This window comes from Actinocorallia aurea, from assembly GCF_054783995.1.
On record NZ_BAAGPQ010000024.1, the window covers coordinates 294100 to 308939 of the forward strand.

The window sequence follows — 14840 nt, forward strand, 5'->3', positions numbered from 1 at the left end:
TTCCCCCTGGTCGCGGGGCAAGGTCACAGGGCGTCGAAGAACTCCCAAAGGTCCTCGGCCATGCCCTCCGGCCACACGTGCCCCCCGTCGTGCGGGCAGAAGCGGACGACGACCCCTCGCCGGTCCCCGGAACGGCACCCCTTGTCCGGCGACAAGCGCGCTATCCCGGCCTTCCCACGGAAGAACGCGACGGCCTTGGAGACCGGCGCGAAGGGGCGGTCGTCGTCGAAGTCCCGCCGCCCGCCGCCGCCATAAGGCACCGACGTGTCTTTGCGACCGTGCACGATCATCGCCGAGACGGGCTCGTCCGGCGCGCACGCGATGACCAGCGAGGCCGACACCACCCCGATCCCCCCGACCCGCCCCGGGCCCTCGCACGCCAGCTTGTAGGCCATTCCGCCGCCGTTGGAGAAGCCCGCCACGAACACCCGCTCCGGATCGGCGGCGCCCACGTCGACGAGATGGTCGATCAACTGCCGGAGGAAGCCCGCGTCGTCGACCTTCGCGGCCTTCGCCGGACCGCAGCACGCCCCCGCGTTCCAGCTCAGCGCGAACCCGTCCGGATAGGCGACGAGCACCTTCTCCCGGTCGGCCACCCGGTCGAAGCCCGAGTCCTTCTCGAACCGCTCCGCGTTCGAGGCCCCGCCGTGCACCGCCAGGACCAGCGGCATGCCCTTCTCCGCGTCCGGAGGCACCCGCACCAGGTACTCCCGCCTGCCGGGCCCCTCGACGTCGATCCGCAGCCGGTGCGTCCCGGCCTCGGAAGGCACGTCGCCGAAGCCGCCGCCGCCTGTCGGAGTGCCGCCGTCGGGCGCACCGGGAGCGGTGCAGCCGACGAGCAGGGCACAGATCGCGATGAGAGCCCCGAACCGTCGCATGCCTTCGAACCTAACCCCGGGCGCCGCCGCCCGCGAAGGGCGTCGCCCGGCCTTCCCGCCGGGCGCCGCTCCGCGGCGAGGGCGCCAGCGCATAGACTTCGCAGATTCCTAGCAGGCTGTGAGGGCAGAGGACTTGAGTTACATCCTGGCGCTGTCATGTCCGGACCGGCCCGGGATCGTGGCGGCGGTCTCGGGACTGCTGGCCGACAAGGACTGCAACATCACGGAGAGCCAGCAGTACGGCGACCAGTCCGCCGGGCGGTTCTTCCTGCGGGTGCAGTTCGACTCCCAACTGCCCCTCGCCGAACTCCAGACGCTGTTCGCGCCGATCGCGACCGAGTTCTCCTTCGACTGGCACCTCGGCGACGCGGCGAGCCGGATGAAGGTGCTGATCATGGTGTCCCGCGAGGGGCACTGCCTGAACGACCTGCTGTTCCGGACGCGTTCCGGGCTGCTGGACATCGACGTGGTCGCGGTCGTCTCGAACCACCCCGACATGCGGCCCCTCACCCAGTCCTACGGGATCGACTACCACCATCTGCCGATGTCGATGGGGAAGGCGGCGCAGGAGGCCGAGGTCCTGACGCTCGTCCAGCACTACAAGGCCGACCTCGTCGTCCTCGCCCGGTACATGCAGATCCTCACCGACGACCTGTGCGCCAAGCTCCAGGGCCGGGTGATCAACATCCACCACTCGTTCCTGCCGTCGTTCAAGGGCGCCAAGCCCTACCACCAGGCGCACGCGCGGGGCGTCAAGCTGATCGGCGCGACCGCCCACTACGTCACGCCCGACCTCGACGAGGGGCCGATCATCGAGCAGGAGGTGGCGCGGGTCGACCACACCCATACGCCCGAGGACCTGCGCAGGGTCGGCCGCGACATGGAGTGCCTGGCCCTGGCGCGCGCGGTGCGCTGGCACGCCGAGCACCGCGTGGTGCTGAACGGCGCCAAGACGGTCGTCTTCCGCTGACATCCCGCTGATCCCGCGAAACTGTCAGACCCTGCGGTTAGCGTCGGGGTATGGACGGGGAGACGGGCATCAATGGTGTGAGTGAGACTGGTGTGGGCGGCACTAGCGTGGGCAGCGCGGGTGTAGACGGCACGGGTGCGGCGGGAGCGGGCATGGCGGGCGCGGTGGACGCGGACGGGCTGCCGGTTCTGGAGTTCGCGTCGGCGGCGGACTTCGAGGCGTGGCTGGAGGCCGAGCACGGCACGGCCGACGGCGTCTGGATCAAGATCGCCAAGAAGGCGACCGGCATCGCCTCGGTGAGCGCGCCCGAGGCGCTGGACCACGCCCTCTGCTTCGGCTGGATCGACGGCCAGCGCAAAAGCCTGGATGCCACCCATTTCCTGCAGAAGTACACCCCGCGCCGACCACGCAGCCGCTGGTCGCGGATCAACACCGAGAAGGTCGCCGCCCTGGAGGCGGCGGGCCGGATGCGTCCGGCGGGGCTGGCCCAGGTCGAGGCCGCCAAGGCCGACGGCCGGTGGGAGTCGGCGTACGCGCCGCAGTCCAGCCGGGAGGTGCCGCCGGATCTCCAGGCGGCGCTCGACGCCGAGCCGGAGGCCGCGGCGTTCTTCGCCGGCCTGAGCTCGCAGAACCGGTTCGCGGTGGTCTTCCGGGTCGAGGAGGCGAAGCGTGCCGAGACCCGAGCTGCCCGGATCGTGAAGTTCGTCCAGATGTTGAAGGAGGGAAAGACCCTGCACTGAGGCGGGACCTGCCCTTTCAGCACCCGGCTTTTCTTGATCATGGACCTGTCGGGCAAGGCTCCATACGCCCGGGCCGTTACTGTGCGTGTCCATGGCTGAGACGCTGGTCACAGAGCTGTTCGGGGACACCGCCCTGCGCAGGCAGAGCCGGCTGCGGTCGGAGGAGGAGTTCCAGCCGCGCCGGACCGTCGCCGCGCTCGTCGCCGCCGCGGTCGTCACCGCGGTGTGCGCGGCGGCGGCGGCCGAGATCGTCGCGCGAAGACACGGGATGCACGCGGTGCCCCCGGAACTCACCGAGGCGATCGCGGCCGACCTGCGCGCGCGGTCCTGGTCCGACCCTTCGGTGGCGCGCGCGGGCTGGGGGCTGCTGCTGGGCGGGATCGCGCTGCTCGCGCACGCGGTCTGGCCGGCCAGGCACCCCGCGGAGCCGATCCTCGGGGCCGATCCCGGGATGTCGGCGGCGCTCAGCCGCGACGCGCTCGCCAGGTCCGTGGAGAACGCGGCCCGGGGCGTGGCCGGGGTCACCGGGGCCCGGGCGAGGATCGGGCGCAAGATCGAACTCGAGGTCGCCACCGGGTACCGCAACCCGGGCAACCTCGCCGATCTGGTGCGCCGGGCCGTCGTGCACCGCCTCGGTGAGATCGAGCCCGTCCGCGACCGCGAGCTCGCCCTGTCCATCGTCTGGCGGCGCTGATGGCGCGCCCCGGACTCCTGCTGACCGGCTTCGCGCTGTGCGCGGCCGGCGGGATCGTGCTGCGTCTTCGCGCGAACTCCGGCGGCGGGCCGGTGCTCGGCGCGGATGTCGCGTCCTTCGCCGCCCAGCACGCCTGGTTCTGGCCGCTGCTCACCGCCTGCCTGACGGTCGCCGCGGGCGCGGGCCTGTACTGGCTCGTCGCCGAAGGACGCGCCGCGGCCCTGCGCCGGTTCCCGCTGATGCGCGGGGCCCGGCGGGTGCGCACCCGCGCGGCCCTGGCCGATCTGACCTCCGAACTCCAGAACCTTCCCGGCGTCAAGGAGGTCGAGTTGCGCCTGACCGGCTCGCGCTCGCGCTCCCGCCTGGTCCTGCACGTCTCCTGCGAGGAGAGCGCCGACCTCGGCCTCCTCCTCGGCCTGATCCGGGAGGCCCCGCTGGCCCGCTTCCGCGAGGCCGTCGGCCTCTCCGGCCTCCACTCCGTCGTCCGCTTCCGCCTCGTCTACCACGAAACCCGCCTCGCCTGACCCTCCCCGCCACCAACACCCGCAAGCACCCGCACCCGCAAGCACCCGCGCACCCGTACCCGTACCCGCGCACCCGCAAGCACCCGCGTCCGTCGCGTGACCGCGCCTGCCTCGGGGCCGTTTCGGCTCGGGGACGGGCCCTGGGCGGGGCCGTCCGGGCCGCGTCCGTGGTCGTGCCGTTGGACGGTCGGCTCGTCCGGGGGCGCGTGCGGGCGTCGTTGCACGGTTCGGTCCCGGGCGGGTCGTTGGCGGCCCAGCGCGGGTGGGTTGTGGGAAGGGGGTCTAAAGAGTGCTCTACCGGTATTTGTAGGGTTTGCGGGTGTGTTGGGGGTGGGGGGTTCGTAGGGTTTTGGTGAGTCGCTCTTTGGAGCGGGTTCCAGGGAGAGAGGGGACTTCGATCATCCGAGACGAACTGGCTGGACCTTCTGCTTGAGGCCGGCGCCGCGGAATCGTCCGCGCCGCCGGTCTCGCCACGGCGATAGAGTGCAGGGGCAGGTCACGGGCCCGTACCCGTGGATGGGACGATGGGTTCCGTCCGACGCACTCACGGTCACCAAGGAGCCAGCCCACCGTGTCCGCCACCTCCTCGGCGCAACCCGCCAAGACCACGCCGCTTCTGGAGATCCATCGCGAACTCGGCGGCACCCTCGTGGACTTCGCCGGTTATCTGATGCCGCTGCGCTACGGCTCGGAGACCGCCGAGCACAACGCGGTCCGCAACAGCGCCGGAATCTTCGACATCTCCCACATGGGTGAGATCTTCGTCACCGGCGCTCAGGCGCCCGAGGCCCTCGACCACGCGCTCGTCGGCACCCCCTCGGCCCTGGCCAACGGCCGCGCCCGCTATACGATGATCGTCGACCCCGAGGGCGGGGTGCTGGACGACCTCATCGTCTACCGGCTCAGCGACCACGGCTTCATGGTCGTCGCCAACGCCGCCAACCGCGAGGTCGTCGCCGCCGAACTGACGGACCGGGCCAAGGGGTACGAGGCCTCCGTGTCCGACGATTCCGACTCCTACGCGCTGATCGCCGTCCAGGGTCCGAAGTCCGCCGGGATCGTCGCCCGGCTGACCGACACCGATCTGTCGGCCCTGAAGTACTATGCGCTGGTCAGCGGCACTGTCGCGGGCCGGTCGGCGTTCATCGGGCGCACCGGCTACACCGGGGAGGACGGCTTCGAGCTGTTCGTCGCGGCCGAGGACGCCGAGCCCCTGTGGCGGGCCCTCACCGAGGCAGGCGGAGCCGACCTCACGCCCTGCGGGCTGTCCGCCCGCGACACCCTCCGGCTCGAAGCCGGAATGCCGCTGTACGGGCATGAGCTGACCGCTCAGATCACCCCGTACGACGCAGGCCTCGGCCGCGTCGTCCGGCTGGAGAAGGAGTTCGTGGGGCGGGACGCCCTCGCCGCGGTGGCCGACGCCGGGCCCCAGCAGGAGCTGGTCGGGCTGGTCGCCACCGGCAGGCGGGTCCCGCGCGCCGGATACGCCGTGATCGGCGAGGACGGCGCCCCCTGCGGCGCCGTCACCAGCGGGGCGCCGTCGCCGACGCTCGGCAAGCCGATCGCGCTGGCCCTGGTCGCGCGGGGGTCGAGGCCCGTCGCCGTGGACATCCGCGGCAAACACGAGGCGGTCGACGTGGTCGACCTGCCTTTCTACACCCGTGACGATCGCAACAAGAGGACGAACAAGTGAGTGTTCCTGAGCAGCTCCGTTACACCGAGGAGCACGAGTGGGTCTCCGGCCTGGAGGGTGAGGACGGCATCGTGACCGTCGGGATCACCGACTACGCCGCCGACGCCCTCGGCGACATCGTGTTCGTCCAGCTGCCCGCGGAAAGCGACGCCGTCACGGCGGGAGACCCGTGCGGCGAGGCCGAGTCGACCAAGTCGGTCTCCGACATCTACTCGCCCCTGTCCGGCGAGATCGTCGCGGTCAACCAGGCGGTCGTCGACGACCCGGGGATCATCAACTCCGACCCCTACGGCGAGGGCTGGCTTTTCAAGATCCGGATCGACGAGGACCAGCCGGACCTGCTCGACGCCGAGTCCTACAACAAGATCATCGAGGAAGCATGAGCACCCTTTTCGAGCACCTCATCGACGTCGACCCCGAGGTCTACGACGCGGTACGCGCCGAGCTGGGCCGCCAGCAGCACACCCTTGAGATGATCGCGTCGGAGAACTTCGCCCCCGTCTCCGTCCTTGAGGCGCAGGGCTCGGTCCTCACCAACAAGTACGCCGAGGGCTACCCCGGCAAGCGCTACTACGGCGGCTGCGAGTACGTCGACGTCACCGAGCAGCTCGCGATCGACCGGGCCAAGGCCCTGTTCGGCGCCGAGCATGCCAACGTCCAGCCGCACTCGGGCGCCCAGGCCAACACCGCGGTCTACTTCGCGCTGCTCGACCACGGTGACACCATCCTCGGCCTCGACCTCGCGCACGGCGGCCACCTGACGCACGGCATGCGCATCAACTACTCCGGCAAGTTCCTCAACGTGGTGCCCTACCACGTCAGCCCCGAGGACGGCCGGGTCGACATGGCCGAGGTCGCGGCGCTCGCCGCCGAGCACCGGCCGAAGATGATCGTCGCGGGCTGGTCGGCCTACCCCCGCCAGCTCGACTTCGCGAAGTTCCGCGAGATCGCCGACTCCGTGGGCGCGCTCCTGTTCGTCGACATGGCGCACTTCGCGGGCCTCGTCGCGGCCGGCCTGCACCCGTCCCCGGTGCCTTACGCCGACATCGTCACCACCACCACGCACAAGACCCTCGGCGGTCCGCGCGGCGGTCTGATCCTCGCCCGCGAGGAGCTCGGCAAGAAGATCAACTCCGCGGTGTTCCCCGGCATGCAGGGCGGCCCGCTGGAGCACGTGATCGCCGCCAAGGCCGTCGCGCTGAAGATCGCCGGGTCCGAGGAGTTCAAGGAGCGCCAGCAGCGCACCGTCGAGGGCGCGAAGATCCTCGCCGAGCGCCTCCTGGCCGACGACGCCGCCAAGGCGGGCGTCAAGGTCCTCACCGGCGGCACCGACGTGCACCTGGTCCTGGTCGACCTCGTGGACTCCGAGCTGACCGGCCGCGACGCCGAGGACCGCCTCCACGAGATCGGCATCACGGTCAATCGGAACGCCGTCCCGAACGACCCGCGCCCCCCGATGACCACCTCGGGCCTGCGCATCGGCACCCCGGCCCTGGCCACCCGCGGCTTCACCGCCGACGACTTCACCGAGGTCGCCGACGTCATCGCCCTGGCCCTCCAGCCGACCTTCGACGCCGCGGCCCTGTCCGCCCGCGTCAAGGCGCTGGCGGACAAGCACCCGCTGTACCCGGGCCTGTAGTACCCGCGTCGAAGCCCCGCCCGGATGCGTTCCGGGCGGGGCTTCGACGGTCTCAGGACGCGGCGCGCGCGTACTTCGCGGGGCTTTCGCCGACCGCGCCGGTGAAGTCGCGGATGAGGTGGGACTGGTCGGTGTAGCCGAGGTCGGCGGCGAGCGCGGGCCAGTCGACGTCGGCGCCGGCCGCCGCGCGCTGGGCGACCTCGTGCAGGCGGGCGCGGCGCAGGACCCATTTGGGGGAGGCGCCGACGTAGTCGGCGAAGAGGCGCTGGAGGCCCCGGACGGACAGGCCGGCCGCTTCGGCGGCGTCGTCGACGCGGAAGAGGGACGGCTCGGCCGTGAACGCCGCGACGAGTTCGGCGGCGCGGACGGCCTGGGGGTCGGGCGCGGCGGGCAGCAACGGGATCAGGAAGTCCTCCGCGTCCCTGGCCATCTCGCCGACGTCGTCACGGGACTGGATCGCGGCGTTGACCTCGCCGACGGCCGGGCCGAAGACCTCGGCGGCGCCGATCCTGCGGTCGGCCAGCGCGGACACGGGACCGCCGTGCAACGCCCGGAAGGCCCCCGGCAGGAACCGCACGCCGAGCACGTGCCCCTGGCCGGTGAGATGCCGGACGAACAGGCCGCGGTCGACGCCGTAGAGGTAGGGCCCTTCCGGTTCGAAGACCAGGTGCACGTTCGGATGGCTGAGGACCTTGGCGTCGTGGGGTTCGGCGACCCGCCACCGCACGCTCCAGTGGTAGTCGACGAACGGCGCGAGGCGAGGGCAGGGTTCCCGCCTGTCCAGCGTGATGTGCCGGGCCAGTTCGCCGGGCCGCACGATCCCGCGCGCATCCAGCGTCCCGCTCCCACCCGTCCCGCCCCCACCGGTCGTGACCTCGGGTTCCATCGCCTGCGTCATCGCCCCAGCCTAGGTCGCGTTTGTCCAAGACCGCAGCCGAACGCCGCACTAGCCTCGAACACATGAACGAAGACCTCCTCAAGGCGCTCACCGAGACCGCCGCCGAAGCCGTCCGTGTCGCCGCCCTCGTCCCGCAGGACGCCCTCGCCGCCCGCACCCCGTGCGCGGAGTTCGACCTGCGCGCCCTGGTGAACCACTGGATCCTGTGGAGCTCGCACGCGCTGGAGCACCGCGGCCTGCGCACGGAGATCCCCGCGGACCTCCTGGAGGCGGACTTCACGGCCGCCGCCACCTGGCGCGAGGACTACGCCGCGACCCTGGACCGGGCCCTGTCCGTCTGGTCGCGCCCGGAGACGTGGGAGGGCGACATCACGTCCGGCATGGGCGCCACCCCGGCCCCGCGCCTCGCCGGGATCCTCTTCGCCGACCTTGCCCTGCACACCTGGGACGTCGCCCGCTCCGTCGGCACCACCCTCACCCTCTCCGACCCGGCCGCCGAACTTCTCTGCACCGAGGTGGCCGAGATCTCCGACATGTACCGCCAATACGACGGCTTCGCGGCCTCGGTCCCCGTCCCCGCCGACGCCCCTCCCCTGGACCGGGCCCTCGCAGAGGCGGGCCGCGACCCTCGCTGGACCCCCTGACCCTGGGGGGCGGCAATCGCCCCGCGCGGGGCCGGGACCTCCCCGTCCTTGACCCGGGCCGGGTCTCCGGCGGGACACCGGTCCCCGGCCCGGCGGCGGGCGCGGCTCTAGCGTCTGCCCCATGGGAGCGGTGCTGCTGAACGTGGTGGACGTCGAGGCGACCTGCCGGCCGGGCCGGACGCCGCCGCCGGGTGAGGCCGCCGAGATCATCGAGATCGGGGTCTGCGTGGTGGACCTTGCCGCGGGAACGCGGCTCGCCCGCGACCGCGTCCTGGTCCGGCCCGGACGCTCCCGCGTGTCGCAATTCTGCACGGAGCTGACCGGACTCACCGTCGCCGACCTCGCGGCGGCCCCGACGTTCGGACAGGCGTGCGCGCGCCTCGTACGCGTCCACGACGCGGGAAGACGGCCGTGGGCGAGCTGGGGCGCGTTCGACCGCGAGATCTTCCGCGACCAGTGCGCCAGGGACGGGGTGCCCTACCCGTTCGCGGACCGGCACACCGATGCCAAGGCGGTCTTCGCGGAGGCGCACGGGCTCGGGCACCGCCCGTCGCGGCCCGAGGCGCTGCGGCTCGCCGGGCTCGTCGGCGAAGGGACGGAGCACAGGGGAGCCGACGACGCGTGGAACGCCGCGACGCTGGTGCCGCACCTCGCGGCGCTCGGCAGGTGGCCCGGCTGAGACGGGTGGCCCGGCCGAGGCAGGGGGCCCGGCTGGGAAGGAGAAAGGACGGAGGGCGGCTGGGGGTCGGGGGCGCCGCGCTCCGTCCGGTTCGGGGGACTAGCGGGTGCGGTCGGTGGCCAGTCGGGTGAGGGTGACGAGGGAGGCGGTGGGGGCGGGGGCCAGGTTCATGGCGGTGAGGGTGGCGGTGGCCTGGTTGCGGAGCTGGGCCAGGCGGTCGAGGGTCCAGGAGCGGCCGTCGGCCTCCTCGACGAGGCGGGCCAGTTCGGCGGGGTCCTGGGGGTCGGGGGAGTGGTAGGCGTCGGCCAGCGCGCGGGCGGCGCGGGTGCCCGCGGTGAGGGCGGCGACGACCGGGAGCGACTTCTTGCGGTTGAGCAGATCGGAATGGGCGGGCTTGCCGGTGGCGGCCGGGTCGCCCCAGATGCCGAGAAGGTCGTCCATGTACTGGAAGGCCAGGCCGAGGTGCTCGCCGAACAGGCCGAAGGAGGCGACCTGCTCGGGGGTGCCGCCGCCGGCCGTGGCACCGAGCGCGCAGGCGCACCGGACGAGGGCGCCGGTCTTGTTCACCGCCATCGCCACGCACTCCGAGAGGGTGACGTCGGTGCGGGACTCGAAGGTCAGGTCGGAGTTCTGGCCGTCCAGGAGGTCGAGCACCGCCGAGGTGACCATCCGGGCGGGCAGGCCGTTGGACGCGACGAGTTCGATGGCCAACGCGAGCAGGACGTCGCCGGTGAGGACCGCGGGACCGTTCCCGAACAGATGCCAGGCCGTGGGGCGGTGGCGGCGCAGCACGTCGCCGTCCATGACGTCGTCGTGCAGCAGTGAGAAGTTGTGCACCAGTTCGATCGCGACGGCGGCGGGCACCGCGTCCTCGGCCCGGCCGCCGACCGCCTCGGCGGCGAGCACCGCGAGGGCGGGCCGCAGCGCCTTGCCCGTGGACGGGGTGGGTCTGCCGTCGTGGTCCCACCAGCCCATGTGGTAGCCGGTGATCCGCCGGACGGGGTCGGGCAGTGAGTCGACGGCTTCGCGCATCGCGGGTTCGACCAGGGTCCGGCCGCGCGCCAGCACTTCCGCTGCCTGTTCCGCCACCTCGTGTACGGCTGTCATGTGCTGCCTCTCTAACTGTGCGGTCGGGGAAGGTGGGCGGCGGCCGTGCCCAGGCCGCGCGGGTACAGCGGCACGGGCGGCGGGCGGTGTTCGGCGGCGGGCGGCGCGGTGGTGGCCGCGGCGGGCCGTCCGCCCCGGCCCGGTGTCGCCGTCGCCGCGGAGCCCGCGCCGGTGGGCACGGGGACGGCGGCGGCCGCTCCCGGTGGGCGCAGCGCCGAGGTGCCGGTCAGGCTCCGCGGGGCGCTGAGGTGGGCGAGGGGGTTCAGCTCGGATTCCACGTAGCGGCTGGTGTGCCGGTGCCAGTGGATGATGCCGACCATCCAGTCGCGCAGCTCGTCCAGGTAGGCCTCCACCGCGGCGCGGGCGGCGGAGTCCAGGGCGAGCCGGTCGGCCACGACGGGCAGTTCGACCTCGACGAGGTGCTCGAACTGCCGGAGCCGGTCGGCCATGAGCCGCGCGACGGTCGAGACCGCCTCGTCCTTCCCGATGTTCAGGAAATTTTCCAGGATAAGGACGACGTTGTGCAGCTCATCGTCGAATTCGATCTCCTTTTGATAGGAGAAAAGGTCATTGGTGAACATTCCAAAATCAGAAACCGCATTGTTGATCGAGAGGAGTGTCCGAGTTTCAAAGAACTCGTCCGGGATGTCCTTCTCGTGGGCGAGCCGGCAGAGGAACATCGTGAGCTGGGAGCCGAACGTGGCCCGGCGCATCTCCACGTAGTCGACGGGATCGGGCAGCCGGTGCTGGACCAGGTTCCCCACCTCCCAGGCCATCGCGTCGATCATCATCGAGATCGCGCGGTGGAATCCCGCCCGCTGGCGCTGCGACATCGGCTCGGCGGTGCGCCGCCACAGATCGGCCAGTCCCGCCTCGACCGGATTGAGCGGCGGGGGCGTCCCGCCGAGGTCGAGCGGCATGAAGGAGCCGAGCCGGATCGCGAACGCGCGGGCGCCCAGCGGATCCTTGGCCGTGGCGTAGACGCGCGGGAACCAGTCGTCGATGTAGGTGCCCCAGGTCAGCCATTGGGCGGAGAGGGCGAGTTCGTCCGGGCTCGCGTCGGGGTCGAGCCCGGCCGAGCACAGAGGGAAGTCGAAGCCTTTGAGCTGCCGTTCGGTCCACAGCGATCCCGGTGCGCCGATGCCCATGCCGAGCGCCCACGCGTCGTTCGCGCGCCGCGCGTGGTCCAGGTGCGGGCTGAGCCCCAGCGGGTAAGCCGGGTCGATGTCCGGGATGCGGGTCGGGCCCACCTTCTGGAACGGGAGGTGGGTGTAGGCGCGGAACCTGCCCGCGCCGAGGTTCTGCGGCGACGGGAACATCCGGGCCGCCGCGGTGCCGAGGCCCGAAGGCGAGTAGCGCAGGCCCGCGCCCGAGTTCATGTAGCGGCTGGAGCGCAGGTGCCACTCGTGGCCGCCGGACTGCCAGTCCTGGAGCCCCTTGACCCAGGCCGCGACCTTCGCCGCGCCGTCCGCGCCGATCCCGTGCTCGGCGAGCAGCAGCGGCATCTCGGTGACGGCGGTGTGGTCGAACTGGTAGAGCCGGGAGCTGAGCAGTTCGTTCGTCAGCTCCGCGGCGGTCTGCGTGTCGTGGCCGAAGAAGTCCTCGAAGACGAGCACCGCGTTGGACAGCTCGCCCTCGTCGCCGACCTCGCGTTCATAGGAGAACAGGTCGTTGCGCAGGTGCACGGCGTCGGCGAAGGAGTCTCGCAGGACGCCGACGGGCCGGGAGGCGGCGATCACGGCGGGCACCTCGGCGTCGGCGGCGTACTCCACGAGATCCGACGACCAGGGCGCGCCGCCCACCCGCCGGCGCATCTCCACGTACTCGATGGGGTTGGCGATCCGCCCCGCGTTGATGTTCACCAGCTCCCACAGCGACTCCTCAAGGAGCGCCCTGGTGTTCGCCGCGAACCGCACCCGCCACTCCCGGGACATCGCAGGGACGGTCCTGGCCCACAGGTCCGCAAGACCCTTCTCGACCGGGTTCGTCGCCTCCGGGAAGCCGTCCGCGAGATCGACGGGCATGAAGAGCGAGAGCCTGTCGAGGTACTCCTGGGCACCCGTGAGGTCGCCGGTGCGCTTGAACAGCTCGAGGAAGTGGTCGTCGAAGTAGAAGACCCAGACGTACCAGTCGGTGACGGTGTCCAGGACGGGCCCGGGGGAGTCGGGGTGGGTGTAGGCGCACAGCAGGGCGTAGTCGTGCGCGTCGTACTCCTCCTCCGTCCAGACGGGCGACCCGAGGATGCCCGTCTCCCACGCCCACTCCTTGGCGTGCGACCGGGCCGACTCGACGTTCTCGTTCAGCCGAGCCGGATAGGGCAGGTAGAACTCGGGCAGTTCGAAGGGCTGCTTGGGCATCCTGATTCCTCCGTCGTCGGGATGGCGCACGTTCCGGGCCGTGCCCGGGGGCCCGGCGCGGGCCCGCGGGGCCCGCGCCGGAGACCGGTCAGGTGTGCGCGATCTCGACGTTCTCCAGGATGCCCAGGGCGTCCGGCACCAGCACGGCGCAGGAGTAGTAGGCGCTGACGAGGTACTGGATGACGGCCTGGTCGTTGATGCCCATGAACCTGACCGACAGGGACGGCTGGTACTCGTCGGGGATGCCGGTCTGGTGCAGGCCGACGACGCCCTGCTCCTCCTCGCCGGTGCGCATGACCATGATGGAGCTGGTCTGCTGCGGGGTGATCGGGATCTTGTTGCACGGGAAGATCGGGACGCCGCGCCAGGCCGGGATCTGGTGGCCGCCGATGTCGGCGGTGGTCGGGTACAGGCCGCGCTTGTTGCACTCGCGGCCGAAGGCGGCGATGGCCTTGGGGTGGGCGAGGAAGAACTTCGAGCCGCGGCGGCGCGACAGCAGCTCGTCCAGGTCGTCGGGAGTGGGCGGACCGCTGTGGGTCTGGATGCGCTGGCGGAGGTCGGCGTTGTGCAGGAGGCCGAACTCGCGGTTGTTGATCATCTCGTGCTCCTGGCGCTCGCGCAGGGCCTCGATGGTCAGCCTGAGCTGCTGCTCGACCTGGTTCATGGGCTCGTTGAACAGGTCGGCGACGCGGGTGTGCACCTGCAGGACGGTCTGCGCGACCGACAGGTCGTACTCGCGCGGCGAACCCTCGTAGTCGACGTACGTGCCGGGCAGGATCGGCTCGCCGGAGTGGCCCGCCGACAGGTCGATGGACTTCTCGCCGTAGTGGTTCTGCTCGGGGACCGGGCTGGCCAGGAAGGCCGCCACCTGGGCCTGCAGGGCGGGTGAGGAGTCGCGGATCTGGCGGAAGTCCGACCGGGCCAGGGTCAGCACCGTCACCGGGGTCTGCGCCCGAAGGGTGTACTCCCACTCCTGCTCGCCGACCAGGGCGTCGGAGCCGATGAACTCGCCGTCGGCATAGGTGCCGAGGCGGGCCTCCTCGCCGTACTTCGAGGTGCCGATCTTCTGGATCTTGCCGTGGGCCACCAAGACGACGTGGTCGGCCGCCGCGCCGGACTCGGCGAGGAGCTCACCGGGGGCCAGCTCGCGCTGCACGCAGCGCTCGGCGAGGGCCTGGAGGACCTCGGGGTCGTCGAATCCGCGCAGCACCGGCAGCTCGGCCAGCTCCGCCGGGATCACCTGGACGCGGGAGCCGGTCGAGACGAACTCGATCCGCCCGTCGCCCAACGTGTAGGTCAGGCGCCGGTTCACCCGGTAGGTGCCGCCGGAGACCTGCACCCAGGGAAGGGTCTTGAGCAGCCAGCGGGAGGTGATCTCCTGCATCTGCGGCGGGGTCTTGGTGGTGGAGGCCAGGTTCTTGGCCGCCGCCGTGCCGAGGCTGAGCTGCTGCTGGGTGCGGTCCACTGTCTCGGTCATGCGTTACCGCTTTCGCTCGGGGAGCTTTGCCAGTTGGGAAGTTACTAACGGTAATTTGATGATCGCAATAGGTTGTGATCTATCCGTTGGGTGACAGTGGGGAGACCGGATGTCACCTGATGCGGAAGACGGTCCCGGTGCCCGCCGAGACGACCGCCGTCACCACGGTCACAGCGAGCACGGTGCCGAACGGGTCGCGTTCTTCCTCCAGCGGAGTGAAGGCCGCCCGCGGTCTCGGACGCACGGTCGGTTCCGTCGGACGGGACGCCGAAGGAGAGGCGGACGGCGAGGCGGACGGAGCGGGCGACGGATCGGTCGGCGGCGGCACGACGAGGGAGACCGGCGGAGGGATGTCCGGGTCGGGCGTCGGCGCGGGATCGGCGGGCTGCGCGACCGGCTGCCCCGGCTTCGGCACCGGCGCGCCGGGCGCGGGCACGGGGGCGCCGGGGGCGGGCGCGGGTGCGCCGGGCGCCTGCGGAGCCGGCGCACCGGGCGCGGGCCGTGCGGCGGGCGTGGGGCGGCGCAGGCCGGGCGCGGCGA

14 protein-coding genes and 1 pseudogene are annotated in these 14840 nt (G+C 71.8%); 9 read left to right on the top strand and 6 right to left on the bottom strand.

The window, feature by feature from the left end:
* Positions 1-23: 23 nt before the first annotated feature.
* Positions 24-878, bottom strand: coding sequence for a CE1 family esterase (locus ACYVOM_RS28465; RefSeq protein WP_460306594.1), 855 nt, complete (start codon positions 876-878; stop codon positions 24-26).
* 133 nt (positions 879-1011) lie between these two features.
* Here ACYVOM_RS28465 and purU point away from each other — a divergent pair, with 133 nt between their 5' ends.
* The 7 genes from purU to ACYVOM_RS28500 all read left to right on the top strand — a co-directional run bounded on the left by purU (position 1012) and on the right by ACYVOM_RS28500 (position 7138).
* On the top strand, positions 1012-1848 hold the full coding sequence (purU, locus tag ACYVOM_RS28470) for a formyltetrahydrofolate deformylase (RefSeq protein WP_460306595.1): 837 nt from the start codon (positions 1012-1014) through the stop codon (positions 1846-1848).
* Between the two features lie 152 nt (positions 1849-2000).
* On the top strand, positions 2001-2588 hold the full coding sequence (locus ACYVOM_RS28475; RefSeq protein WP_460306596.1) for a YdeI/OmpD-associated family protein: 588 nt from the start codon (positions 2001-2003) through the stop codon (positions 2586-2588).
* Between the two features lie 91 nt (positions 2589-2679).
* On the top strand, positions 2680-3282 hold the full coding sequence (locus ACYVOM_RS28480) for a DUF6286 domain-containing protein (protein WP_460306597.1): 603 nt from the start codon (positions 2680-2682) through the stop codon (positions 3280-3282).
* Positions 3282-3806, top strand: coding sequence for a hypothetical protein (locus ACYVOM_RS28485; RefSeq protein ID WP_460306598.1), 525 nt, complete (start codon positions 3282-3284; stop codon positions 3804-3806). Before ACYVOM_RS28480 ends, ACYVOM_RS28485 begins: the two co-directional genes overlap by 1 nt.
* Positions 3807-4377: 571 nt before the next feature.
* Positions 4378-5499 carry a glycine cleavage system aminomethyltransferase GcvT gene (gene gcvT / locus ACYVOM_RS28490; protein ID WP_460306599.1) on the top strand — a complete coding sequence of 374 codons (1122 nt, stop codon included), beginning with the start codon at positions 4378-4380 and terminating at the stop codon, positions 5497-5499.
* Positions 5496-5882 carry a glycine cleavage system protein GcvH gene (gene gcvH / locus ACYVOM_RS28495; protein WP_460306600.1) on the top strand — a complete coding sequence of 129 codons (387 nt, stop codon included), beginning with the start codon at positions 5496-5498 and terminating at the stop codon, positions 5880-5882. The genes gcvT and gcvH overlap by 4 nt, the downstream gene beginning before the upstream one ends.
* A complete protein-coding gene (locus tag ACYVOM_RS28500) occupies positions 5879-7138 on the top strand; it encodes a serine hydroxymethyltransferase (protein ID WP_460306601.1) in 1260 nt (419 codons plus the stop codon). Before gcvH ends, ACYVOM_RS28500 begins: the two co-directional genes overlap by 4 nt.
* 52 nt (positions 7139-7190) lie before the next feature.
* Here the strand turns inward: ACYVOM_RS28500 and ACYVOM_RS28505 are convergent, their stop codons facing one another.
* Positions 7191-8036, bottom strand: coding sequence for an AraC family transcriptional regulator (locus tag ACYVOM_RS28505; RefSeq protein WP_460306602.1), 846 nt, complete (start codon positions 8034-8036; stop codon positions 7191-7193).
* Between the two features lie 62 nt (positions 8037-8098).
* Between ACYVOM_RS28505 and ACYVOM_RS28510 the strand changes: the two genes are divergently transcribed.
* Entirely contained in the window at positions 8099-8680 is a 582-nt protein-coding gene (locus ACYVOM_RS28510) for a TIGR03086 family metal-binding protein (RefSeq protein WP_460306603.1), read from the top strand.
* Positions 8681-8801: 121 nt separating this feature from the next.
* A complete protein-coding gene (locus tag ACYVOM_RS28515) occupies positions 8802-9359 on the top strand; it encodes a 3'-5' exonuclease (RefSeq protein WP_460306604.1) in 558 nt (185 codons plus the stop codon).
* 99 nt (positions 9360-9458) lie between these two features.
* Here ACYVOM_RS28515 and ACYVOM_RS28520 read toward each other — a convergent pair whose 3' ends face one another.
* The 4 genes and pseudogenes from ACYVOM_RS28520 to ACYVOM_RS28535 form a co-directional block, all read right to left on the bottom strand.
* Positions 9459-10466, bottom strand: a complete 1008-nt coding sequence (locus tag ACYVOM_RS28520; protein ID WP_460306605.1) for a polyprenyl synthetase family protein — start codon at positions 10464-10466, stop codon at positions 9459-9461.
* Positions 10467-10477: 11 nt separating this feature from the next.
* Positions 10478-12823, bottom strand: coding sequence for a terpene synthase family protein (locus tag ACYVOM_RS28525; RefSeq protein WP_460306606.1), 2346 nt, complete (start codon positions 12821-12823; stop codon positions 10478-10480).
* A gap of 88 nt (positions 12824-12911) precedes the next feature.
* A complete protein-coding gene (locus ACYVOM_RS28530; protein ID WP_460306607.1) occupies positions 12912-14300 on the bottom strand; it encodes a family 2B encapsulin nanocompartment shell protein in 1389 nt (462 codons plus the stop codon).
* Positions 14301-14412: 112 nt separating this feature from the next.
* Positions 14413-14840: pseudogene (locus ACYVOM_RS28535) on the bottom strand (hypothetical protein); the annotation flags it as partial.